Annotated in this window: 20 protein-coding genes and 1 tRNA gene; 13 read left to right on the top strand and 8 right to left on the bottom strand. The window is 39.5% G+C overall.

Annotation, left to right across the window (positions count from 1 at the left end):
- Positions 1-20 precede the first annotated feature (20 nt).
- Positions 21-845, top strand: a complete 825-nt coding sequence (locus ACE1EF_RS11490) for an ion transporter (RefSeq protein WP_375720812.1) — start codon at positions 21-23, stop codon at positions 843-845.
- 266 nt (positions 846-1,111) lie between these two features.
- Positions 1,112-2,716 carry a fumarate hydratase gene (locus tag ACE1EF_RS11485; protein ID WP_375720811.1) on the top strand — a complete coding sequence of 535 codons (1,605 nt, stop codon included), beginning with the start codon at positions 1,112-1,114 and terminating at the stop codon, positions 2,714-2,716.
- 221 nt (positions 2,717-2,937) lie between these two features.
- On the opposite strand, the gene ACE1EF_RS11480 is transcribed toward ACE1EF_RS11485, so the two are convergent.
- Complete coding sequence (locus ACE1EF_RS11480; RefSeq protein WP_375720810.1) at positions 2,938-3,921, bottom strand: aldo/keto reductase; 984 nt, start codon at positions 3,919-3,921, stop codon at positions 2,938-2,940.
- 9 nt (positions 3,922-3,930) lie between these two features.
- Positions 3,931-5,175, bottom strand: coding sequence for an aminotransferase class I/II-fold pyridoxal phosphate-dependent enzyme (locus tag ACE1EF_RS11475; RefSeq protein WP_375720809.1), 1,245 nt, complete (start codon positions 5,173-5,175; stop codon positions 3,931-3,933).
- Between the two features lie 109 nt (positions 5,176-5,284).
- Between ACE1EF_RS11475 and ACE1EF_RS11470 the strand changes: the two genes are divergently transcribed.
- The gene (locus ACE1EF_RS11470) at positions 5,285-6,577 is read left to right on the top strand and encodes a sensor histidine kinase (RefSeq protein WP_375720808.1); all 1,293 of its coding nucleotides are present in this window, start codon (positions 5,285-5,287) and stop codon (positions 6,575-6,577) included.
- A 101-nt stretch (positions 6,578-6,678) separates the two neighbouring features.
- Complete coding sequence (buk, locus tag ACE1EF_RS11465; RefSeq protein ID WP_375720807.1) at positions 6,679-7,746, top strand: butyrate kinase; 1,068 nt, start codon at positions 6,679-6,681, stop codon at positions 7,744-7,746.
- Between the two features lie 37 nt (positions 7,747-7,783).
- Here buk and ACE1EF_RS11460 read toward each other — a convergent pair whose 3' ends face one another.
- Positions 7,784-8,512 carry a hypothetical protein gene (locus ACE1EF_RS11460; protein ID WP_375720806.1) on the bottom strand — a complete coding sequence of 243 codons (729 nt, stop codon included), beginning with the start codon at positions 8,510-8,512 and terminating at the stop codon, positions 7,784-7,786.
- Between the two features lie 61 nt (positions 8,513-8,573).
- Positions 8,574-9,542 carry an ADP-glyceromanno-heptose 6-epimerase gene (gene rfaD, locus ACE1EF_RS11455; RefSeq protein WP_375720805.1) on the bottom strand — a complete coding sequence of 323 codons (969 nt, stop codon included), beginning with the start codon at positions 9,540-9,542 and terminating at the stop codon, positions 8,574-8,576.
- Positions 9,543-9,699: 157 nt separating this feature from the next.
- Between rfaD and folE the strand changes: the two genes are divergently transcribed.
- From folE to ACE1EF_RS11410, 9 genes are all read left to right on the top strand, one after another.
- Positions 9,700-10,311 carry a GTP cyclohydrolase I FolE gene (gene folE, locus ACE1EF_RS11450; protein ID WP_375720804.1) on the top strand — a complete coding sequence of 204 codons (612 nt, stop codon included), beginning with the start codon at positions 9,700-9,702 and terminating at the stop codon, positions 10,309-10,311.
- Positions 10,312-11,076, top strand: coding sequence for a TatD family hydrolase (locus ACE1EF_RS11445; protein ID WP_375720803.1), 765 nt, complete (start codon positions 10,312-10,314; stop codon positions 11,074-11,076).
- A gap of 2 nt (positions 11,077-11,078) precedes the next feature.
- Entirely contained in the window at positions 11,079-12,116 is a 1,038-nt protein-coding gene (locus tag ACE1EF_RS11440) for an asparaginase (RefSeq protein ID WP_375720802.1), read from the top strand.
- A gap of 372 nt (positions 12,117-12,488) precedes the next feature.
- Positions 12,489-12,576, top strand: a tRNA-Ser gene (locus ACE1EF_RS11435).
- Positions 12,577-12,655: 79 nt separating this feature from the next.
- Complete coding sequence (locus ACE1EF_RS11430) at positions 12,656-13,489, top strand: MotA/TolQ/ExbB proton channel family protein (protein WP_375720801.1); 834 nt, start codon at positions 12,656-12,658, stop codon at positions 13,487-13,489.
- A gap of 16 nt (positions 13,490-13,505) precedes the next feature.
- The gene (locus ACE1EF_RS11425; RefSeq protein ID WP_375720800.1) at positions 13,506-13,949 is read left to right on the top strand and encodes a hypothetical protein; all 444 of its coding nucleotides are present in this window, start codon (positions 13,506-13,508) and stop codon (positions 13,947-13,949) included.
- Between the two features lie 45 nt (positions 13,950-13,994).
- Entirely contained in the window at positions 13,995-14,573 is a 579-nt protein-coding gene (locus ACE1EF_RS11420) for an ExbD/TolR family protein (protein WP_375720799.1), read from the top strand.
- Position 14,574: 1 nt separating this feature from the next.
- Entirely contained in the window at positions 14,575-15,048 is a 474-nt protein-coding gene (locus ACE1EF_RS11415) for an ExbD/TolR family protein (protein ID WP_375720798.1), read from the top strand.
- Between the two features lie 149 nt (positions 15,049-15,197).
- Positions 15,198-16,808, top strand: a complete 1,611-nt coding sequence (locus tag ACE1EF_RS11410) for an OmpP1/FadL family transporter (protein ID WP_375720797.1) — start codon at positions 15,198-15,200, stop codon at positions 16,806-16,808.
- A gap of 87 nt (positions 16,809-16,895) precedes the next feature.
- Here the strand turns inward: ACE1EF_RS11410 and ACE1EF_RS11405 are convergent, their stop codons facing one another.
- From ACE1EF_RS11405 to ACE1EF_RS11390, 4 genes are all read right to left on the bottom strand, one after another.
- Positions 16,896-20,366 (bottom strand): PPi-type phosphoenolpyruvate carboxykinase family protein, encoded by a 3,471-nt coding sequence (locus ACE1EF_RS11405; RefSeq protein ID WP_375720796.1) that lies wholly within the window; start codon positions 20,364-20,366, stop codon positions 16,896-16,898.
- A 229-nt stretch (positions 20,367-20,595) separates the two neighbouring features.
- Positions 20,596-20,973, bottom strand: coding sequence for a YccF domain-containing protein (locus ACE1EF_RS11400; RefSeq protein WP_375720795.1), 378 nt, complete (start codon positions 20,971-20,973; stop codon positions 20,596-20,598).
- Between the two features lie 171 nt (positions 20,974-21,144).
- Positions 21,145-22,794: a diphosphate--fructose-6-phosphate 1-phosphotransferase gene (locus tag ACE1EF_RS11395; RefSeq protein ID WP_375720794.1), complete on the bottom strand. Its 1,650-nt coding sequence runs from the start codon at positions 22,792-22,794 to the stop codon at positions 21,145-21,147.
- Between the two features lie 130 nt (positions 22,795-22,924).
- Positions 22,925-23,827 carry a 1,4-dihydroxy-2-naphthoate polyprenyltransferase gene (locus ACE1EF_RS11390; protein WP_375720793.1) on the bottom strand — a complete coding sequence of 301 codons (903 nt, stop codon included), beginning with the start codon at positions 23,825-23,827 and terminating at the stop codon, positions 22,925-22,927.
- Positions 23,828-23,860: the final 33 nt, after the last annotated feature.

Below are 23,860 nucleotides of genomic sequence, written 5' to 3'. Positions count from 1 at the left end.
AGGCAACACTAAAATTTAAGGTGAGCGAAAAAACAACACATAAATCAATGGGCTGGCGTTCAAGAATGCACGAAATCATTTTTGAAGCCGACACCTTTGAGGGCAAACTTTTTGATGTGGCATTATTAATAGCCATTCTGCTCAGCATCCTCGTGGTCATGCTTGAGAGTGTGGACCCTATCCGTGCCAGTCATGGCGAACTGTTACGAAATCTGGAATGGTTCTTTACCATTTTATTTACCATTGAATACATTGCCCGTATCATTGTCATCCGCAAGCCAACACGGTATGTTTTCAGTTTTCTGGGTATCGTTGATTTTCTGTCCACTATTCCAACTTATCTCAGCCTGATCATTGTCGGTTCCCAGTCACTGCTTATTCTCAGAACGATCCGCCTGCTCAGGGTCTTTCGTATCTTTAAATTATCTCGTTACATGGGCGAAGCCAGTGTGATCCGGTCTGCTATGATGGCTTCACGGCGCAAAATAACGGTGTTTCTGGGACTCGTGGTCATTATTGTGATCATTGTCGGAACACTGATGTACCTTGTTGAAGGAAAAGAAAACGGTTTTACCAGCATACCGCGAAGCATTTACTGGGCTATTGTCACCCTCACCACCGTTGGTTACGGCGACATTGCACCTGTAACGGTCTTCGGACAAACCATCGCATCCGTATTAATGATCCTGGGTTATGCCATTATAGCGGTGCCAACAGGTATTGTGACCACCGAATTTACCATGGCAAAGAAACAAAATATGAATACCCAAAGCTGCCCCGTCTGCTCACGCGAAGGACACGACGATGATGCCATGCACTGCAAATATTGCGGCAGCAAACTTTGACTTCATGTACAAACGGACTAAAGTCCTGAAAAGAAAGGATATTCAATTAACTCTCGGCTTAAGCCCAAAAATTTATCTTATATCTTAAATCTTGTGTCTTATGTCTTGTGTCTTATGTCTTGTGTCTTATATCTTATGTCTTGTGTCTTGTGTCTTGTGTCTCATAATATTTTTACAACTTTTTAAGCATAAGAATTTTTTACGATCTCATTTAAACGTTAAATTTGTGTCCCTCAAATAGTCGAAAACTATTAACAATATATATTATGGCTGATTTTAAGTATCAAAAACCGTTTCCTGTTAAAAAGGATGATACGGAGTATGAGCTGTTGAGCAAAGAATACGTTCAACAGGTTGAATTAGATGGCAGAAAAATACTGAAGGTTGATCCTAAAGGGCTCGAAGTTTTGGCCAAAGCGGCATTCAGTGATGTTTCATTTTTTTTAAGATCCAAACATCTGAAGAAACTTTCGAATATCCTGGTTGACCCGGAAGCCTCAGACAACGATCGTTTTGTGGCGCATACCATGCTGATGAACCAGGTGGTTTCTTCTGAAGGCGAGCTGCCAACCTGCCAGGATACAGGAACAGCCATTGTAATCGGAAAAAAAGGTGAAAATGTATTTACCGGATCCGTAGATGCGGAACATCTTTCAAAGGGAATCTTTGACACCTACAAAGAACGAAACCTGAGGTATTCGCAGGTCGTTCCGTTTTCCATGTTTGAAGAAAAAAATACAGGTTCAAACCTTCCGGCTCAGATTGATATTTATGCTACAGAAGGTAACGAATACAACTTTCTGTTCCTCACCAAAGGCGGTGGTTCAGGGAACAAAACCTACCTGTACCAGCAGACTAAATCTTTACTCACAGAGGAAAACCTCACCAAATTTGTAAAAGAAAAAATCAAGGATCTGGGTACTTCTGCATGTCCGCCTTACCACCTGGCTCTGGTAATTGGTGGCACTTCGGCTGAAGCCAACCTAAAAACGGTTAAAGAAGCTTCTGCGCATAACCTGGATCATCTGCCAACCGAAGGAAATGAAGGTGGACAGGCTTTCCGCGATCTTGAATGGGAAGAAAAAGTATTAAAAATCTGCCAGGAAAGTGAAATCGGGGCCCAGTTCGGAGGAAAATACTTTGTGCACGATGTCAGGGTAATCCGCTTACCGCGCCATGCGGCGTCATGTCCTGTAGGAATAGGTGTAAGCTGTAGTGCGGACCGTAACATAAAAGCCAAAATTACAGCGGATGGAATTTTCCTGGAAAAACTGGAGAAGGATCCGGCAAAATACCTGCCTAAGGAAGCACCAACCATGGCAAAAGCTGTGGATATTGATCTGGACAGGCCTATGGAAGAGGTGCTGGCAGAGTTATCAAAATATCCGATCAAAACACGCTTAAATCTCAGAGGCACGCTGATTGTTGCCCGCGATATGGCTCATGCCCGGATCAAGCAAATGATAGACGAAGGTAAGCCAATGCCGGACTACTTTAAAAACCATCCGGTGTACTATGCAGGACCGGCCAAAACGCCTCAGGGTATGGCATCCGGTAGTTTCGGACCAACAACAGCAGGTCGGATGGATCCCTATGTGGATGAATTCCAGTCTTTGGGCGGATCTATGATCATGCTGGCCAAAGGAAACAGATCGAAGGCTGTGACGGATGCCTGTAAAAAACACGGCGGGTTTTATCTTGGCTCTATTGGCGGACCTGCAGCCATTCTGGCGAAGGACAGCATTAAATCGGTTGAGATAGTGGATTTCGAAGAACTTGGAATGGAAGCCATCAGAAAAATTAAGGTGGAAAACTTCCCGGCCTTTATTATCGTGGATGATAAAGGCAATGACTTTTTTGCAAACATGTAAACCTTAAAACAGAAAGTATAAAAGAAAGAGGCTGTCCAAAAAGAAAAATAAAAACATTTTGAACTTATAAATTGTAAGCAATCTTTATTTTACTCCTCCAAACCTCCCCTAAAGTGGGAGACTTTAAGTCCCCTTCAGGGGATTTAGGGGTAATTTTGTAAAAACTACTTACAATCCGTAAGTAAATATAATTCTAATATTACTTTTTGGACAGCCTCTTTTTATATTTCTCCTCTCACAAGGCTGATCACATCATCGTTATAAAATTTCCGGAGTTTTTCGTGTGTTTCCCATGGCAGCGGTTTCAGCGCTGATGCAGCCATATTTGATTCCACCTGGGATGGTTTGGAAGCTCCGGGAATAACCACCGAAACTTCTTTATGATCCAGAATCCATCGGATAGCCCACTGAGCCATATTGCCCTGTGGTAACATGCCGCGTAAGCCATCAACCAGTTTCACACCGTCATAAAATGGTAAACCGGAAAATGTTTCTCCAACATTAAAATATTCCCCTTCGGCATTATAATTTCTATGATCATAGAAACCAAATGTGGATGAATCATCAAACTTACCGCTCAATAATCCGCTGGCCAAAGGTACTCTGACAATAATTCCCACATTTTTAGCCGCAGCCTTTTCGAACAACTCATCGGCAACATTCTGCCGGAAAATATTAAAAATTACCTGTAACGTGGAAATTCCTTCTTCATCCAGACACACCAATGCTTCTTCAATGCTTTCAACACTGGCCCCCCAGTTTTCTATGTAACCCTCGTCCTGCAGTCGTCTTAAATGATCAAACACGACACCGCGATACAACTCATCCTTGGGAACACAATGTAACTGCTCCAGAAAAATGGAACTCATCCCCAGGCGTTTCAGTGAATCTTCAACATGATTCAGCATGGAATCATAGGTGAAATTTTCAGGCCATCCGTATTCCTTATCCGTCCTGCGCCCCAGTTTTGTAGCAACCAATACATCGGCTTTTGTTTCTTTAATAAACTTTCCAATGTATTTTTCACTCAAACCAGAACCGTAAACGTCGGCCGTATCAATAAAGTTTCCGCCTTTTTTAACGAACTTTGTTAGTATTTCAAATGCTTTTTCTTCTGTCACATTTCCCCAATCTGCACTCCCAAGCTGCCAGGTACCTAATCCAACTTCAGATACTTTTTTGTTACACAACAGACGTGTTTTCATGTACTATATTTATTTTTTAAAAAACCTCATAATTTTTTCAGGGGTCAGATTATATTTTTCCAATCCCTTTTCATACTCAGATTTAAAATTAAACAAAAAATCTTTTATATCATCCAAACTCTGATAATTACTTAACACAACACGGGTTCCTGAATTCCGGAGGGGTACAGCGGGATACACACCACCCGTTACGTATGCTCCGTATTTTAACATCCCAGCCCCCAAATCATTCGTAAAGTCAGTTAGTGAAGTTGCAATGTAGAAGATTGGCGTGTCTGTTTTTATAACCTGTGGCAAATTGTAGGCATCGCATAAATCATTAAACAGTTGAATTCTTTCATCCAATTGTTTTTGCCTTTCATAAATTTCAGGGGATAAGTGAATTTTTGCTGCTTCAATAATAGCACCCAAGGTTGCCGGACTTACAGGAGAAGAAAACATTAATGGGGCACCGCAGGTAGCAATGCGTTCTTTTTGCACTTCATCATGACAAACAATGGCTGAACCGCCTGCACCAAAACCTTTCCCCAGTGAAGTTACCAAAAATACACGGGGATGATCCGGCATTTTATCCAGAAAGTATCCCTTCCCGTTATCCCCGCGCCAGCTCATACCATGAGCATCATCCACATAAACATTAAGCTCTTCATATTTTTCAAGCAGGGATTGAATGCCTTCAAACGGAAAAGTATCACCATACATGGAGTAGACACCATCAGTCAGATACCAGATTTTTTTATACGTTTGCTTTAATTCCTTGATCCGGTCCTCAAGCCTGTTTAAATTATTATGACGTAGCACCTCAATGGTATTACCGGTAGCCTTCATCACATCACTGCCCAGTTTCACACTGGTATGAGCCTGATGATCAATAATTACTGCATCTTTGTCATCAATAATAACCGGCAGTACCGATATATGTGCCAGTGTTGTTCTGGGAATTAATACTACTGGTTTGTTAAATATGCGTGATACATACTGCTCTGCTTCCTCATACAGATGTAATTTAACATAAGTTCTTGAAACAGCCGTATAGACACCATATTTCTCAATCGCTCTTATGGCCCCTTCCTTTATGCGCGGTTCCTGGGAAAGCTTAAGGTAATCACAAAGGGTATAATTCACATAGAACTTCCCGTTAATTTCAATAGGACTTCCACTAAAACTGCCCAGATCAGTCGTCAAATGCGCCATTCCGGCTTTTTTGGATTTTCCTACTTCTTCAAATACTTCATCAAAAAATTCTTTTCTCATAAGTTTAAAATTTAAATAAAAGGTAAAAGTATAATATACAAAGATAAATCGTTGACTTTTTAATAAAGCTTAAATTTATTTTATTAATTTGTAAAAAATTTGAGTTAATATGCCTGATAAGGAAAATCTGAGAAGTTTTTTTGCATCCTCTTTTAAATCTGTTAACTATAAGGAATTTGGTTCCTTTGAACGGAATTTTCTTGTATCCATAAATATTATTTCGGTTTTTATCTCGGGAATAGGGAGCATAATTAACATTTTACTTAATTTCTCAAATACATTAATCGTTTTTACTTCAGCCGCATTTCTCGTTTATATTGTTTTATTGATTTACTCTCTCAAAGCCAAAGGCATTACACATGTGAAATGGATTTACACCATTTTCACACTTTTTGCCATGAACTTTTTATGGTTCTATAACTTTGGCAGCAAGGGCCCTGCCCCATATTTCTTTGTCCTTCTTTACAGTCTGTTAATATTTATTTTTCACGGCAAGCAGAACACCTTTATGTCAATTGTCCTGGTTCTGAATATTGTGGTTATTGCAATTATTGACATTACCCATCCCGGAATAACAGGTGAATATGCGACTATATTAGCACGAAAAATAGATGTATATACAGGTATTATTATGTACCTGATCATCATATTCGGATTAATGAATCTTGCTAAACGAAGCTATATAAATGAATACTATGAAGCAAAGAATTCCGAAAAACTTAAATCTATTTTTTTAGCCAATCTGTCACACGAAATCAGGACACCTATGAACGCCATCGTTGGTTTTTCAGAATTAATTTCGCAGGATGATGTAGATGATGATTCAAAAAAAGCCTATGCTAAAATTATTGATGAAAACGGCAACTCGCTTTTAAAACTTATAGATAACATACTTGAGATTTCAAAGATTGAATCGAACCAGTTAAAGGTTAATATCACAGAGGTAAAACTGAATGATGTGGTTCAAAGCATGAACAATATCATTAACCGGAAAATTGCCGACACAGAAAAACCGTTAAAACTCGTCATCGAGAAACCGGAAAAGGACATCAGCATCAGCACAGATAAATTTATCCTTGAGAAAATCCTTTTCTTTATAATGGAAAATGCTGTAAAATTTTCTGATTCAGGAGAAATCATTTTTAGTTGCATCCCGGAGAAAAAACATATCTCATTCATAATTAAAGATTTTGGTATCGGCATTGATAAAAATGTGGGGCAAAATATATTCAATATATTTTCAAAATCCGAACGGAGTGTGAGTGTCAATATTCTGAATGAAGGGGCAGGTTTGGGATTGTATCTTGCCAAAACATTTACCGACAAATTAAATGGAAACATCTGGTATAAAAGCAATGAAAATGAACAGGGCACTACTTTCCATGTTAATATTCCATATTAATACCAATTTCCTCAGCATTTATCCGGAACAAGACTTTTATCAGCGGTTTTAAGGTGTTTAATTTTTTAAGTTTGTGGTATAACTTGAAATAAAAACAAAGCTTGAATAAGATCTTAGTCATAAATCCGGGATCAACCTCCACCAAAATAGCTGTATTTAAAGATACGGAAGAAGTCTTTACGCTAACAATCCGTCACTCAGCTGTTGAACTGGAACCCTATCAACGCGTTTCGGACCAATATGCATTTAGAAAAGAAGTTATCATTCAAAATCTGAAGGCCAACGGGTTTAAACTGCAGAATTTTACTGCCATTGTTGGTCGTGGAGGATTAATTCGTCCGGTTGTTTCAGGCACCTATGAAGTAACGGAACACCTTATTACGGATCTACGGAAAGGCGTAATGGGTGAACATGCGAGCAACCTGGGAGGGATTATATCTGCAGAACTTGCCGCTTCTGTTCCGGGATGTAAGGCTTACATTTCCGATCCTGTTGTTGTAGATGAGCTTGAACCTGTTGCAAGAGTCAGTGGTCATCCATTATTTGAACGCAAATCAATTTTTCATGCCCTGAACCAAAAAGCAACAGCCCGGAAATTTGCCCGGGATACAGGTAAAAAATACGAAGATTTAAATGTTGTTGTTGCCCATATGGGAGGCGGCATAACCATTGGTGCACATAAGAAGGGACGCGTTGTTGATGTAAATAACGGTGTTGACGGATACGGACCGTTTTCTCCTGAGCGGGCTGGTACCATTCCTGCAGGTGATCTTGCAAAACTCTGTTTTGAAGGAAGATATACATTGCAGGAGGTCAAACGCATGTTAAACGGACAGGGAGGTTTGATGGCTCATCTTGGTACCAATCAGGCCCACCTGGTGCAGAAAAAGGCACAGGAAGGGGATCCGAAAAGCAACCTTATTCTTTCTGCTATGGCCTATCAGGTTGGCAAGGAGATAGGTTCTATGTGCAGCGTACTGGAGGGTGAAATCGACGCTATTCTGCTAACAGGAGGAATTGCAAACAACAGCTATGTTGTTGACAGAATAGTTAAAATGGTAAGGCATTTTGCTCCGGTCAAAATTTATCCCGGCGAAGAAGAAATGCGGGCTCTGGCAGAAAACACGCTCAGGATACTGAACAATGAAGAAGCGTGTAAGATTTATTAAAGGGTCTGATTGTTTTGTTGCGTGTGAGACATAAAAATTAATCCCCGCATAAAACATAGATGTCATCCCTTGGATTAATGATTAACACGGGTCTGTTTGACTTCCGCAGTACATGGTACTCTTTTGGACCAAATATATCGTCATCAAGACCATAGGCCCTTGAAGCTGAAATAATCAGCATATCGGTCTCATGTGAAAACTTTTCCAATGCTTCAAATTCAATTTTAAAACTGCTCTTTTCTCCATTTACAATAGTGCAGCTGTTTTTCTGTGTTTTCAGAAACTTTGCAATAAAATCAACATTCCTTGCAGCGCGTGATCCACGATCTTTGGGCTTAAGAAGCGTTATTTCGGCACCACAGTATTTTATAAAACTATTACTCCATGGTGCTTTCTCCTTCTCCTCGGTCAGAAAACCAACAGGTACCATAACCTTACTGACTGTCCCTGCAAACTCACAGGACTCCGACACACCGACATAAGGGATTCGTAAATCCCTGAAGGCTAACAGTATTTTTCTGATATTTTTTCGTTGAACCGTTTTTTCAACAGCATAGCTGAACACGATCATAACAGGATCAAACTCCCTGATCAGTGCTTCTGCAAAATCACGGTCCGGTTTTAAGGATTGACGGTCATATTCTGTATTTCCGGTTCCTAATATGATAAGTTTACGGCTGAACCTCTGGCTGATGTACTGTGCAAATTCTGCTGCAGGATTTGAATCAGATGTGCTGAAAAGTATGATGGATTGCTTTTCTTTCATAATACCCTTGTCTGCATTTTGAAAAGTTCCATCAAAAATAAGGAAATATTACGGGAGTTTTTTAAACCGCTACCCTGGCTTCATTCATTAAATAGTGTTTCACATAATCTGCAACACCACTTTCAAGGGTGGTAAACGGTGCCGAATACCCTGCTGATCTCAATTTAGAGATATCTGCCCTGGTATAGTACTGGTACTGTCCGCGTAGTTTTAAGGGCGTATCCACATATTTTATTTTTGCAGGAAGGCCTAATGCCTTAAACGTTGCCCGAACCAAATCTGAAAATGTTCTGTTAATTCCGGTTCCCACATTAAAGATACCCGATTCCGGCATCTGCTCCATATAAAACAGCATAACATCACATACATCGTCCACATAAATAAAATCACGTGACTGATCACCATCTTTTACATCATCCCTGTGCGAGCGGAATAAGTTAACATAGCCCTGCTTCTGAATCTGGTTGAATGAGTGCAGGACCACACTGGCCATAGAGTTTTTATGAATTTCGTTGCGCCCATACACATTGAAAAACTTAAGACCGGCCCAAAAAAGTGGTTGAACCTCCTGTTGGAGCGCCCACATATCAAAATCCTGCTTGGACTGACCGTAAAGATTGAGTGGTTTGAGTTCAGGAATCAAAGCATGATCGTCAGAATATCCGTGTACTCCGTTTCCATATGTTGCAGCTGATGATGCATACAACATCGGGATTCCGTATTTCACACAGCTATTCCAAAGTTGCTTTGAATAGTTAAGATTTAATTCGTCAAAAATACGTTTATCTGTTTGGGTTGTATCTGAGCAGGCACCCAAATGAAAAATAAACTCGATAAAGAGATGTTTGTCTTCAATGAAGTCAAATAATTCTCTGTGGTTTATGTTTCGTATATGCGGATCTTCGCTTATGTACTGATTTCTTTCAACATTCTCTAAATCAACACAAACTAAATCCTTGTATCCACGCACTAATAACTTCTCCACCAATACGCTACCAATAAACCCCTCTGTTCCTGTGACAATTATCATGTTTTAATTTCCCCTTTAAACAACAAAAATCACTTATATTAGTTATGTAATTAACTGGTATTTTTTTCAACGACAAAAATAAGATTTTATTGTTAAGAAGTATAAAAAATTATTGAAACGTCTTAATTTTGACAACTCAATTTAATAAAACAAGTACATGAAAGAAGGGAAAGGCTATAAAAAAATTGAAAAATACGATAAAGAATTAACTGGTGAGATGGCCACTCATTACAGGGAAATTATACAAAGCTTAGGTGAGGATCCTGAAAGGGAAGGGCTGCTTAAAACGCCCCTGAGGGTAGCTAAAGCAATGCAGTTTTTCACTCAGGGTTATGAGATGGACCCATATGAAACAGTACGTTCTGCCATGTTTCATGAAGAATATCAGCAAATGGTAATCGTTAAGGATATCGATTTCTTTTCCTTGTGTGAGCACCATATGTTACCCTTCTTTGGAAAGGCGCACGTGGCTTATATCCCAAATCAGTATATTACAGGCCTGAGTAAACTTGCCAGGGTTGTGGAAATTTTTTCACGAAGGCTGCAGGTTCAGGAACGTCTGACAACACAAATAAAAGATTGCATACAGGAAACTCTAAATCCGCTTGGAGTCATGGTTGTTATTGAGGCGCAACATATGTGCATGCAAATGAGAGGTATACAAAAAATTAATTCGATAACTACCACATCAGACTTTACAGGAGCATTTACCAGTGCTAAAACAAGAGAAGAGTTTATGGGACTTATCCGTATAAACGGCACTAAATAGATGATAGACACCCATTCGCATATTTATTTAAGCGAATTCAATTCAGACCGTTTGGCCGTTATTGAAAGATCGAAAAACGCGGGTGTTGAAAAAATCATATTACCCAATATCGATCTGGAATCAATTGAGCAACTCCGGTCCACCCACAATGGTGATCCGGACTATATCGAAATGCTGAATGGTTTACACCCGACAAGTGTTAAAGCGGATTTTAAAACCGAACTGGATAAATTGTTTGATTTCCATGCCGATAATGAATTCAGGGGAATTGGTGAAATTGGAATAGATCTTTACTGGGACAAAACATTTATTGAAGAACAAAAGGAAGCATTCAGGCTTCAGATTGATTTTGCAATACAACACAATCTTCCGTTTGTGATCCATGCAAGAGATTCATTTGCTGAAATATTTGAAGTGCTTAAAGAATTCAATCCGGGCACATTGAATGGTGTATTTCACAGCTTTTCAGGTGGCATTTCAGAAATTAATCAGATTAATAAACTTGGTAATTTTTACTTTGGTATAAACGGTATCGTAACTTTTAAAAATTCAGGACTGAGGGATGTGATTAAAGATATCGGGCTTGACAGGATTCTTCTGGAAACTGATGCCCCTTACCTTACACCCGTTCCTTACAGAGGAAAGCGAAACGAATCCTCATATCTTTACTATATTTGCAAACACATTGCAGAACACACTGGTGCTGATTTTGACAAAATAGATGAAATCACGACCAGGAATGCAACGGAACTTTTCAATTTATAAGAATGGTTAAATCGCCGACTTCAATTCTGTTAATTTATACAGGAGGTACAATTGGTATGGTGCAGGACCCTGAAAACGGATCACTCATGCCCATGGATTTTGAAAATATTCTCAACCAGCTTCCGGAATTAAAGCGGCTGGACTGCTGTATAACAGCGCTTTCTTTTGATCCCATCATCGACTCATCAAACATGACCATTGACACATGGGTAAAAATTGCCGATCTTATATTTAAACATTACGATGCATTTGATGGCTTTGTAATCCTTCACGGAACAGATACCATGAGTTTTACTGCTTCGGCACTGAGTTTCATGCTGGACGATCTTCAAAAACCTGTCATCTTAACCGGAGCACAACTTCCCCTGGGAATGCTTAGAACGGATGGTAAGGAAAACATCATTACAGCCATTGAAATAGCCTCTGCCAAATTACGTGGTAAAGCCATCGTTCCGGAAGTGTGTGTCTATTTTGAAAACAATCTGTTTCGTGGTAACAGAACAACGAAGCACTATTCTGAAAAATTCAATGCGTTTAAATCGCATCACTATCCTGCTTTGGCTGAAGTAGGAGTCAATATAAACTATAATTCCCAGTTTATTCACCAGGTAAAAGAGAGAAAACCACTTACCATATCTACGAATATGGATAACCGGATTGCACTGGTTAAGATTTTTCCCGGCATGAAGAACTTCATTAACTCGGTATTGGAATCGAATGAACTTAAAGCCGTAATTGTTGAGACTTACGGAACGGGGAATGCGCCAACCCATGACTGGTTTTTAAAAGCCGTTGATGCCGCCATAAAGAGAGGCGTTATTATCATAAATGTCAGTCAGTGTCCGGGTGGCCGTGTTGAAATGGGCAGATATGAAACAAGTCTCGACATGTTAAACAAAGGCGTCTTAAACGGCTATGATATTACAACAGAAGCAGCCTTAACAAAACTGATGTATCTGCTTGGAAAATACGACGATATTGAAGAGGTAAAATATTGGATTCCCAGATCAATCCGCGGAGAGTTATCCGTGAGTTGTTAAAAATACATACTCAATAAAATAATAAACGTTAATTATTTATCGTTTAAATTAATGGATAAAAAACATTATACCATTTGTTTAAAAAATATTTTTGTTAACTTCACGGCGCGTTTTTTTCGCCACTTTTGTGAAGTAAAATGGATTTAAATTTTTACATTTTAGTTCTTTTATTTTACATTTGAGAGTTCTTTAATTTATTTAGTATTACAGACCCTATTTATAGAAGTTGACCCCAGGATTTCAATAGCGGCTTTTGGGGCTGCAGCGCAACTATAAAAGGTTTAATACCATCTCATTAGAGACTTTCAGATACTGAATGCAAAAGACACAGGTTCTTTGAATAAAAAATGGAGTCATTTTGCACTACATCCTGGAGAGGTGCAGGAGTGGCTTAACTGGCACGCCTGGAAAGCGTGTGTTCCTCAAAAGGGAACCGGGGGTTCGAATCCCCCTCTCTCCGCGTGTATGAAAGATATTAGAGATAATTATTAATAATCAATAAATTAGATTGAAACTAAAGTCAAATTAAATTTTTAGAAATGAAAAAATTATTCGCGTTTTTAGCAGTATTTGGTTTGCTTACTTTCGGAATGTCGCAAATCATTGTAGCACAAGATGATGCAACCACTGACGAAATGACTATGAGTGAAGACTCTGCTGGTGTAGATTCTACTGCTGCTATGGAGACTATTGAAAATGCTTCGGCAACCGATCAGGCTCCTGCAACTGAAGAGCCATCAGGCATTCACAAAGTAATCAAGAAGCAGTTCATTGAAGGTGGTGCCGGATTTATGGGTATAGTTGTACTATGTCTTATCTTAGGTCTTGCACTGGTTATTGAAAGGATTATTTACCTGAACCTTTCATCAACAAACACTAAAAAGCTTCTCGAAAACATCGAAACAACACTTAATGAACAAGGTGTTGAAGCTGCTCTGGAAGTTTGCCGTAACACCCGTGGTCCTATTGCATCTATTTTCTACCAGGGACTTAGCCGTCTTGATGAAGGTGTAGATGTAGTTGAAAAAACCGTTGTTTCTTACGGAAGTGTTCAGATGGGTCTTCTTGAAAAAGGATTAACCTGGATTTCATTATTCATTGCTATTGCCCCGATGCTCGGTTTCATGGGTACAGTAATTGGTATGATTCAGGCATTTGATGCGATTGCCGCAGCCGGTGAAATTTCACCAACACTTGTTGCTTCAGGTATTAAAGTGGCCCTGATCACAACAGTAACCGGTCTTATCGTTGCAATTATCCTCCAGCTGTTCTATAACTATCTGATTTCAAAAATCGACAGCATTGTAAATGATATGGAAGATTCTTCTATCACTTTACTGGATATAATTGTAAAATATAACGCTAAGAAATAATTAAACACCGTTTAAAATGACAGCACACAAAATATCAACATGGGTACTTTATCTGCTCATTGCTGTATCAATAATTTCAACACTTATTTTCTACGGCATTGGATTCTCAGATAAAAACCCACAAAATGCAGATCAGTTCCTGGGACTTACCTATCTATTCGTCATTCTGGGTTTAGGAGTAACGCTGTTACTTTCAATCGTGAATTTCGTAAGAAAGGCAATCGCTGAACCGAAGTCTGCGTTAAAATCTTTAATCGGACCGGTATTTATTATCGTGATTTTTGTAGTAGCATATGCTTTATCAGATGGTACTCCTCTAAAAATCCCCGGATATACCGGTACAGATAACGTAGCCAGCATGCTTAAATTTGCAGATACATTTCTGTTCAGCATGTATGCACTCATTGTTATAGCAATAGTTATGGCAATCGGCAGCTCAATCATTAAGCTGTTTAAATAAACAAAAGTCAACTACGGATTTTTTATCCGTTTAAAAACCAAATAGATGGCTAGTCGAAAAATACAGGAAATAAATGCAGGTTCAATGGCAGACATTGCCTTCCTGCTGTTAATTTTCTTCCTTGTAACCACAACTATGGATGTTGACACTGGTCTGCAAAGAAAGCTACCTCCCATTGAGGAAGAGCCGGAAAATACGCCTCCTATCAAGGAACGGAACGTATTTATTGTTTTGATCAACAGTCAGGATCAACTGCTCATCGAAAAAGAACCTTCTGATATCTCAGAATTGAAGGCAAAAGCTAAAGAGTTCATCAAGAACCCTGAAAACAAAGCGACCCTGCCTGAAAAGAAGATGAAATATATTGAAGGATTGGGCCGTGAGGAATTTGTTTGTATAAATGCTGTTGTGTCACTTCAGAATGACATGAACACTACATACGCCAAGTATATGGAAGTTCAGAATGAACTTGTTGCAGCATATAATGAACTCAGGGATGAATTCTCGATGAATGAGTGGGGTAAAAAATTCAAGGAACTTAACGAAGAACAACAGGAGGCAGTCAGGGAAGTTTATCCGATGAAACTTTCTGAAGCTGAACCTAAAAACGTTAATTTGGAATAATATGGCAACATTTAAAAAGAAAAAAGGCGGAGACCAACAGGCGATTAATACAGCATCTTTACCTGATATTGTTTTTATGTTGCTCTTCTTCTTTATGGTTTCAACAACCATGAGGGAGGTAACGTATAAGGTTCAGATAAAATTGCCGAATGCAACAGAGCTTGATAAGCTTGAGAAAAAGTCACTCGTGAGCTTTATTTATATTGGTTCACCTTTACCACAGTACAGAGGATTGTATGGTAGCGGTTCCCGTATTCAGTTGAATGATAAGTTTTCATCACCCGATGAAATCATGGGATATATTGCAACCGAACGTGAAAAAATGAGCGAGGTTGACCGTCCTAAAATGACTGTATCACTTAAGGTGGATAAGGATACCAAAATGCAGATTGTACAAGATACAAAATATGCATTACGTAAAGCTCAGGCGCTTAAAATAAACTACTCTGCGCGTAATCCGCAAAAAACGCAATAATACAGATATATTATTATCAAAAAAGGCTGTCTGAAATTCAGACAGCCTTTTTTTTGTCATTTCCAAATTAGGACGACATTTACTTCAATTATTTCTTTACATATATAAATTATTATATCTTTAATAGTTATTAACTAAAAATCCATACAATGAAAAAAACACTCCTCTCGTCATTCTTCTTATTAACAGTCGGCTATGCCATGGCTGGTGGAATTTTAACAAACACAAATCAAAGTGCCATGTTTACACGATTACAGGCACGCGATGCAGTCATCGATTTAGATGCCGTTTATTACAATCCGGCTGGCCTGAATTTTCTACCTGATAATGGGCTTTTTGTTTCACTGAATAATCAAACCCTTGGTCAAACAAGAACCATTAAAAGTGATTATATGTATTTAAATGATGGCAATTATCAGGGAAAAGTCTCTGCGCCCTTTTTCCCAGGTATATATGCAAGCTATAAACTTGACAAAATTGTTATTTCTCTGGGTTTTAATCCAATTGGCGGTGGTGGTGGCGGAATATACGAGAAAGGCCTTCCATCCTTTGAATATCCGGTTGCGGACCTTGTTCCTTCTCTGAGCAGCCAGGGTGCGCAAGGTTATAATCTGGATGCATACTTTAAAGGTTCATCTGTATATTTCGGGTATCAGCTTAATGTTTCTTATAAAATTAATGATAAACTATCCGTAGCCCTTGGCGGAAGATATGTTCAGGCTAAGGAGAGTTATTCGGGCTATCTAAAGAATATTGAATTAAATATGGGTGGCACCTGGATGCCTGCCAGTGATGTTTTAAACGGCATTGCAGCACAAGCCAATGCTGGAGCCACAGCTGCAAGTTCCGCTGCTGCGAATATGCAACCGCTTATCACTGGGGGCTATGGCGGATTAACTTTCGAACAGGCACAGAATAATGGAATAATTGATGCAACAACCAGGGCGCAACTCGAAGGTGGACTTACAACACTAGGAATTTCACCGACAGGTTTAACTCTTGCACAAGCCCAGGGTGCCTATTCAGGTGCTGCTACCAGCTTAACCGCTACTGCTGCTAAATCAGCGGCAACAGCATCAATTTTGCAGGATCAGGAAGTGGAATATGAAAAGACAGCCTCAGGAATTACACCTATCTTCAGTATAAACTATAAACTGAACGATCAGCTAAACTTTGCTTTTAAATATGAACATAAAACTGAACTTATATTTGAAAATTCCACAAAAAAGGACTTTACCACCGGATTTACTTCTGATGGAACTCCTGTAACACAATTTCCGGATGGAGCGAAGGCACATTTGGATTTACCGACACAGATAAGTATCGGAGCGACCTATCGCCCTGTAAAATCATTACTTATTTCAACAGGATATCATACATTCCTGGATAAGAACGCAAACTGGAATGGAAAAGAACAACTTTTGGACGGCAACAGTTGGGAGTTTGCAATGGGGCTTGAATATACACTGACAGAAAAATTATTAGTTAGTGCTGGTTGGCTCAAAACAAGCACTGGTGCCACGGAAGCATACCAAACGGACTTAAGTTACAGCTTACCTACCAATACGCTTGGCGGAGGATTTGCATACGATATTAACAAAATGATAGAATTAAATCTTGGAGGTTCATATACGATGTACCAGCAAGGTGAGAAGAATTTTTTACATGATATCGGTGGAAGCGGTACTATGGTTCCGGTTAAAGAAACATATGACAAAGATGTTTGGATCGTGTCTCTTGGGCTAAACTTTAGATTCTAAAGCAAAAATATGGCGTACTAAACTGATAAAAAAAGCCATCCGTTGATTGACGGATGGCTTTTTCACCTTACAAATTTGGTAGTTTTATTAATCGATAATTGGTATTAACGGATCAACACCAATGGTCCCTTCAAGCTCTTTAAGATACGCAGGAGATTTTACCCTTTTAAGTTGTTTTTTTGCATCTTCAAGATTAGAAGCAATATTTAATTTATCAGCTATTTCTTTAAAACTGCTCTGTTTCAATTTACTTTCAAGGTATGCAATATTTTTTGTCCACAAATCTATATCGCGTCTTTGCTTTTCAACCAGGCGTGCATTATACCATTTGCTGTTCAAGACAACATCTCTGCTGAACATTTTCCTTATATCCGGATGATTCCTGTCTTTCCCTTCAAATTTACCGGTAACCATTATACTTACAAGAGCCTTCAACGGAGGACACAATGTTTCAAATGTACCATCAGTCATATATCCTTCGGCTACTCTCTTCTGGGTTATGGAGAGGTTCTCAACCGAAGCAACAAATGCATCCATATCCTGAAGTTCCGGCTTAAGCATTTCTTCCGTAAATACGGCATCAGGACGACTGAAAATCCTTGCCATAAAATGTTTCACAAATTTCAGAGTGATTCTGTATCCCAGCAGACTGGCTTCAACCTCCTTCCCCTTGAATGTAAAATTGTTAACTTTTTCCAGATAACCATTTTCTATCAGGAACTTAGGATCACGCTCAGCCACTGTCATTCTACACCACACTTCCGGGACCAGCAGGCTGACATCATGATCCACTTTATATTTTGGCCCAACATATCCGGCTGCAGAAGAGAATCCTTTATAACCCGTTAAAATGTAAGACAGAAATGCATTATTCAGATCCACGGATGGAAGCAGGGAATTAAAAGGTCCCTTTGTCAACGCGCCTTCTGATCCAAATCCTGTAGTTGATGGAGATTTACCGGTAATACTACACATGAAATCGATAAAAAGCTCCGGTAACTCCTGGTAATGGATAGGATTGTATACAGCCAGTGGCGGAACATTATTTGCCGGTTCAGCCGGGTTATTTCTACGGCCCGTCAATACGGCATTTACCGGTAAAAAGACTGGTTTATCCAAAGGTATATTCCGGAAAATCCGGGTACTGATCTCAGCTACATACTTATTTGTACCGTCCACAAGATCCGGACGCGTCTGCAGATACCGCGGATTCTTCGTCGGAACGCCATCCACTAACCTTGGTTCAGAAGAAATAGCCAGATATTCAGGTGTATCACCTTTGAGGAAATTATTGATCAGATCCTTAACCGGTTGTGTATACATTTCAAAACCAATGGCATCCTCTTTTATATCCAAAACCTGTTCCCTGTTCAGTGGTTCAAAATTTGAAAGGAAAGTATTCGGTCCCGATATATCCTTCTCTCCCTGTTTATCATATCCCTTAATTACACAGTCATCCGGTCGCTGAAAAAGTCTGGCTTCGACATTCTTTACAATTTTTACACTCGGATTTTTATAATCGGGATTAAGATTTTCGAGTTTATCACTTTTTATAATTACCGAAGCAGTAATATCATCCTCTACCTGAACCTTCTGAGCAGCGTTAAAATCCTGGCGCAACAGGAATACCCGCCATGATCCATCTGTATCAAGACCTACTCTAAGGTAGTTTGAAATAAGCTTGGTATTATGGAACTTCAATTCATGCCCCGGTATACCATTAACCTTATCAACGGTAAAATATTTTCGCCAGTTTTCCTTGTCCCATGTGGCATTATAGTTCCCTTTTATTACGTACATCAGCATCTTGATGGGCTGAGCGATTGAAGCCAGCCAATCATTGTACTCATCAGTATAGTCTTCTGATGGAGTCAGAAGTTTTATCACTGACCCTAAAGATCTTCTGGAACTTAAAATGGAACGGGGCGGATTATCTGAATAGTCAGCAGGAACCTTAAACCGTTTGGTATAGTCCTTATTCATGATTTCTTCAATCATATCCAGGTCTTTCTGAATATCGCCGATAATGACAGGACCCTGAATCATGGCATCCTGAATGGATTTTGATATTTCGGACTTACCTCCACCTGATACGGTACAGGGTTTATGACACAAGGTTCCTTCCGGCACGGTACCAACAAGATGCCAGCGTGAGGTCCCCCTTCTTTTACGCATTTCAACTTTATACCCTGTTGGATATATATAGTGTTTGTAAGGAAGTAGTTTAATACTCTTTTCAACTCCTTTAACCTTCCATGTAATTTTCTGGCTCATCAGGTCGAAAAGTGCATCTTCAGGAACATAAATTATATTGCTGTAGTTCCTGTCTATAGCATATCCTTCATGCTTAAGATCCATAATATCCCCAAACTTATACAGCATTTCAGCAAATGACATATCGTTTGATGGCAGGCGTTCATCGAGATAGAACTTTTCTCCCAGGTTATAACTTCTGAAAGCCAATGCACCACCTGCATGCTCTTCTTCAGCCAGTCCATAGAGATTTGCCGAATAACTGATCAGAGTTTTTACCTCCTTCTTACAATAACCAAAATAGTTATCCGCAATGATTGTTACGGCTACGCCTCTCTCATCACGGGCAGTAATTTTAAAAGCGCTTCCGTCATTATAGAGTTCATCTTCAGTTTTCCAGCACATTCCGTCTTTCCGCTGCCGTTCATTCGCATTGTCATAATGCGGCAGGCCCAGCTCTTTTTTAGTATGACGAATCAGATGTGGTGCCAGGATTACACAGCCGGTGTGACCGGTCCAGTTATCCGGATTCAGCGCTGCATCGTTTTCCGGCAGTACCGGATCGCCTGCGTTGCCAAAAATGGATTCCACAAAATCAAGGTTACTCACCAGACTTCCCGGAGCAAGGAAACGTATCTCCATTGATTTCTCCCTGCTGACACCTTTTACTTCCGGCACAACAATCGGACGAAGCAATAAACTGACAAATAACTCCGCTTCCTCTTCCTGCCCCGCAGTGTAAGGAAGTTTCATATTCTCAACCGGAGGATTCAGCGCACTCTGTAAAAGCTTGGCGAAAGTGATCTTTGGAACCGCCTTCTTATCGTTGGGGATGGGCAAACCACCTTCACAAACATGAAAAACACCTTTGGTAGTACGCCGGTCGTTTTTCGGATTATGTAAAATACCCTGCCCTATTCTGTACGATTTAATGAGGTCTGTTTCATAAATGTCAGAATCCGGCGGTATAGAAACCGTTCTGGCAATGCCATGCCTGTCAAGATTAAGAGGGCGTTTGGGAAATTCAATTTTTATTTCCCCCGGAACATCATTCAGATAGGCATCCAAAAAGGATTCAATTCGGATACCGACAGGCGATATTTCACCCGGCAAAAACCTGGATTGTTCTTTAAAATTATCAAATAATGGCTGAGCCATTTCCAGAAATTTCGAGGTAGAACTACTATTGTAAACAGGGTATCCCAATGCAGCGAGCTTTAAATTGATGTACTGAATCATCTTTTTTTCAGACACATCAGATTTTTTTGCATCGATGCCAATTCCAAAAGTGCGTTTAACTGTCATTTTATTTGGTTTTATTATATACTGATCGGAGTTACAAATTTAGGGAATTAATGTTTTACAACATATTTTCAAGAGGTTAAAATATGATAACATTTTAACACGCATGTCCATGTTGAAAATCAATCTTTTTAATGTAATTCTGTCTCCCGTAACTCATTGCTTAATAAACAGAGTCGTGGCAGTAAATGTTGAAGGAAATACGTCTAAAATGAAGTGACAGAAGATAAGATCAGTATTTGTAGACCACGTCTTTTCCAAAAGGTGCAAATGCAAGCCGGGCCATCTTAAAGTGTTGTTGTCCCCAGGGAATTCCAATGATCGTTATAAAAAGGAGTGTTCCGAATAAGATATGGGTAACAAGAATCCAGAAACCACCTATAATAAACCAGATTATATTCATTGGAATAGTAATACACCCATCCGGTTCCGGACGATCCTGTATCTTCTGGTTAAATGGCCATAATGCAAACATTCCGAGTTTAATGGACTGTATTCCAAATGGAATTCCAATTATCGTCACCATTAAAGCAATGCCTGAAACAAAATACTCAAGGGCGACAGCAAATCCACCAAAAACCAGCCAAATAATATTTCCCAGAAATCTCATTTTATATACACAGTTTCAATTTAGTTAACAGATATTGAAGTTGAAGTTGAATTTTCAAAATCAAGTTTAAAAATATAAGTTAAAATAATATTTTCAAAATATTTTTTTAATGTTATAAAAAAAAGCCATCCGTTGATTGACGGATGGCTTACATTTACGGGGAAATATGTGTTACTGTTTTTCTATTTTTAAGGTCTGTGTTGTAAGATCACACACTTCTGTCGGGCCAAAGTATTGAATCGGTCCGGGATAAACAAAAGCAGTCTCCTGAGCCCACTCTTCCCTGTGCTCCCTGAACTTCAGGAACGGTTTTCCATCCAGCTCAACCAGAGCTTTCTGAATCACAGGTTTCATATGTCCGTGGCGTCTCTCCATATTCATCATCATGGTAACGGGAACACCGCCGGCAATCCATTCATCCGCCGGAGCAGTTGTATTGCGTACAGAGGTCATATAACCTGTTTTCCCCTCTCCGATCAGCATGGAAGCTGTATATCCCAGTGAGAAGCAATAATCTGCATCAAAATTAGATGGAGCTGCACAACGACCTTCATAGCCAAAGAAATGGTTGAGGGCAGAGAATTTGCCTTTAAATTCCTTTGCTTTTTTCATTTCAGACAGTTTGGTATCCACCATTTCGATTAACAGTTTTTCAGTTTCGATACGGGATACCTGAACATTACCGTGCGGATCTCGATCGAGAGTTAATTGTGTAGCAATTCCATCTGGTAAGGATTTAAACACTTCGGAAGAGTGATCTGAAAGCTTTCCTGCAACCCACTCATTTCTGTGTGATTTCTTGATATGTTTAAACTCCTGTTCTGTTTCAGATCCCTCAGCCAAAAGTTCATTGAGTTCTGATATAAGAATTTTCATCTCAGGAATAAATTCCACCAGCCCTTCAGGAATCAGGATCACACCAAAGTTGTAACCATTAGCAGCTCTGCTGCTTATTGTATCAGCTATATTAGAAACAATTTCAGCCAATGTCTGTTTCTTCTGAGCAACCTCTTCTGAAATAAGACAAATATTCGGTTGTGTCTGTAGCGCACACTCCAGTGCAATGTGTGACGCAGAACGCCCCATCAGTTTTATAAAGTGCCAGTATTTTTTTGCAGAGTTGGCATCACGCATTATGTTACCAATAAGCTCGCTGTAAACCTTACAGGCGGTATCAAAACCAAAGGAGGTCTCAATCATTTCGTTTTTAAGGTCTCCGTCAATTGTCTTTGGACATCCGATAACCTGAATCCCTGCTTCTTTCTGAGCATAGTATTCAGCCAAAACACAGGCATTTGTATTGGAATCATCACCACCAATAATTACCAGTGCGTTAATTCCAAGCTCCTTGCATATCTCAACGCCTTTGTCAAACTGTTTTTCTTCTTCCAGTTTGGTACGTCCTGAACCAATAATGTCAAAACCACCGGTATTCCGGTATTCATCCACTATTTCAGCAGTAAGTTCCATATAGGTATGATCCACAAGACCACTGGGACCACCCATGAAACCGTAAAGTTTATTCTCGGGATTCAGGAATTTCAGTCCATCAAATAAACCGGAAATCACATTATGCCCACCCGGCGCCTGGCCACCGGATAAAATTACACCAACATTCATCACCGGATTCTCTTTTACCGACCCGGGTTCAAACGTTAAAATCGGCATGCCGTATGTGTTAGGGAAAAGCTTGGCGATCTCTTCAGGATCTGCCACACTGTTTGTTTTTTCACCTACTACAAGGTTTACAGGACCCTGTAATGACTTTGGCAATTTTGGAGCATATGCTGCTCTGGCAATTTGTAACGGACTCTTTAACATTGTTCTGACTTTATTAATTTATAATGATTTTTTTCTTTAATTAAAGGAGGTGCAAATTTTACGATTTTTTTTGGTTTTTAAAAGTTTTCATTCACATTAATCACCTGATAACAACAGGTGTAAATAAACTTTAACAAATAAGAAAGGAGATAGCAAAAAGCACTGAGAATAAAAATGTTGACAGTGACAACTCCCTTAACAAGGGATCAAGCAGAGCCCCTTCCCGCTTTATAACTTTACGAATGTGAGCGATAAAAAGTGGTAGTGAAAGGAAGAATAGAAAATTGAATACTGAACAATACGCTAATGCTAAATAGAAAATGGCTGCAATCCACCCCGTTGATATGAGAACAGCATGATAATTCTTTGCCTTCCTGATTCCCAGCCTGACAGGAATAGTATGTTTACGGTGGTTTCTGTCGTTTTCAATATCCCGCATATTATTCAGGTTTAATACCCCCACTGAAAACAATCCAAGGGTTAATGCAGGTAAAAAAACAGTAGCATCCAGGGTTAATGTCTGAAGATAATAACTTCCTGCGACACCTACCATTCCAAAAAAGATAAATACAAAAATATCACCTAATCCTGAATAGCCAAAAGCCCCCTTACCAACTGTATATTTAATGGCTGCCCAGATGGCTCCGATTCCAAGAAAAAAGAACAGAACCAATTCAGGAAATCTCTCTTCAGGAAAACTTGTATACAAAAGAAGCAAACCGGTAATGAGCGAAAGCACGACAAACGCGATAACCAATCTTTTCATTTCCTTACGCGATACTTTACCGGACTGAACAGAACGCAATGGACCGACTCTGTTATCATTATCCGTCCCCTTTTCTGAGTCGCCGTAGTCATTAGCCAGATTAGACAATATCTGTAAAAAGATTGTTGTTGCCAGGGTCAGTACAAAAACACCGGGGCGAAAATGACCGACACGAAGTGGCAATAAACCACCGGTAATAACTGATGCAAGGGCAAGAAACAATGTCCTTAGCCTGAAAGCTTCAATCCAGTTATTTAACCTTTGCACAGAAATAATTTGTTTTTAAATTATACTTCGGAA

This window comes from Quyinboa sediminis, assembly GCF_042219855.1.
GTDB lineage: Bacteria > Bacteroidota > Bacteroidia > Bacteroidales > UBA5342 > JBHJHP01.
The sequence above is the reverse complement of the archived record's forward strand: the minus strand, read 5'-3'. Positions and strand labels throughout refer to the sequence as shown.

What these genes read in the sequence shown, in the direction of transcription:
- ACE1EF_RS11470 (WP_375720808.1), top strand. Translation starts at nt 5,285, where the DNA reads ATGCCTGATAAGGAAAATCTGAGAAGTTTTTTTGCATCCTCTTTTAAA.
- ACE1EF_RS11395 (WP_375720794.1), bottom strand. Translation starts at nt 22,794, where the DNA reads ATGTTAAAGAGTCCGTTACAAATTGCCAGAGCAGCATATGCTCCAAAA.
- ACE1EF_RS11420 (WP_375720799.1), top strand. Translation starts at nt 13,995, where the DNA reads ATGGCTAGTCGAAAAATACAGGAAATAAATGCAGGTTCAATGGCAGAC.
- ACE1EF_RS11430 (WP_375720801.1), top strand. Translation starts at nt 12,656, where the DNA reads ATGAAAAAATTATTCGCGTTTTTAGCAGTATTTGGTTTGCTTACTTTC.
- rfaD (WP_375720805.1), bottom strand. Translation starts at nt 9,542, where the DNA reads ATGATAATTGTCACAGGAACAGAGGGGTTTATTGGTAGCGTATTGGTG.
- ACE1EF_RS11400 (WP_375720795.1), bottom strand. Translation starts at nt 20,973, where the DNA reads ATGAGATTTCTGGGAAATATTATTTGGCTGGTTTTTGGTGGATTTGCT.
- ACE1EF_RS11475 (WP_375720809.1), bottom strand. Translation starts at nt 5,175, where the DNA reads ATGAGAAAAGAATTTTTTGATGAAGTATTTGAAGAAGTAGGAAAATCC.
- ACE1EF_RS11480 (WP_375720810.1), bottom strand. Translation starts at nt 3,921, where the DNA reads ATGAAAACACGTCTGTTGTGTAACAAAAAAGTATCTGAAGTTGGATTA.
- ACE1EF_RS11425 (WP_375720800.1), top strand. Translation starts at nt 13,506, where the DNA reads ATGACAGCACACAAAATATCAACATGGGTACTTTATCTGCTCATTGCT.
- ACE1EF_RS11405 (WP_375720796.1), bottom strand. Translation starts at nt 20,366, where the DNA reads ATGACAGTTAAACGCACTTTTGGAATTGGCATCGATGCAAAAAAATCT.
- ACE1EF_RS11445 (WP_375720803.1), top strand. Translation starts at nt 10,312, where the DNA reads ATGATAGACACCCATTCGCATATTTATTTAAGCGAATTCAATTCAGAC.
- ACE1EF_RS11410 (WP_375720797.1), top strand. Translation starts at nt 15,198, where the DNA reads ATGAAAAAAACACTCCTCTCGTCATTCTTCTTATTAACAGTCGGCTAT.
- ACE1EF_RS11460 (WP_375720806.1), bottom strand. Translation starts at nt 8,512, where the DNA reads ATGAAAGAAAAGCAATCCATCATACTTTTCAGCACATCTGATTCAAAT.
- ACE1EF_RS11415 (WP_375720798.1), top strand. Translation starts at nt 14,575, where the DNA reads ATGGCAACATTTAAAAAGAAAAAAGGCGGAGACCAACAGGCGATTAAT.
- ACE1EF_RS11485 (WP_375720811.1), top strand. Translation starts at nt 1,112, where the DNA reads ATGGCTGATTTTAAGTATCAAAAACCGTTTCCTGTTAAAAAGGATGAT.
- ACE1EF_RS11440 (WP_375720802.1), top strand. Translation starts at nt 11,079, where the DNA reads ATGGTTAAATCGCCGACTTCAATTCTGTTAATTTATACAGGAGGTACA.
- folE (WP_375720804.1), top strand. Translation starts at nt 9,700, where the DNA reads ATGAAAGAAGGGAAAGGCTATAAAAAAATTGAAAAATACGATAAAGAA.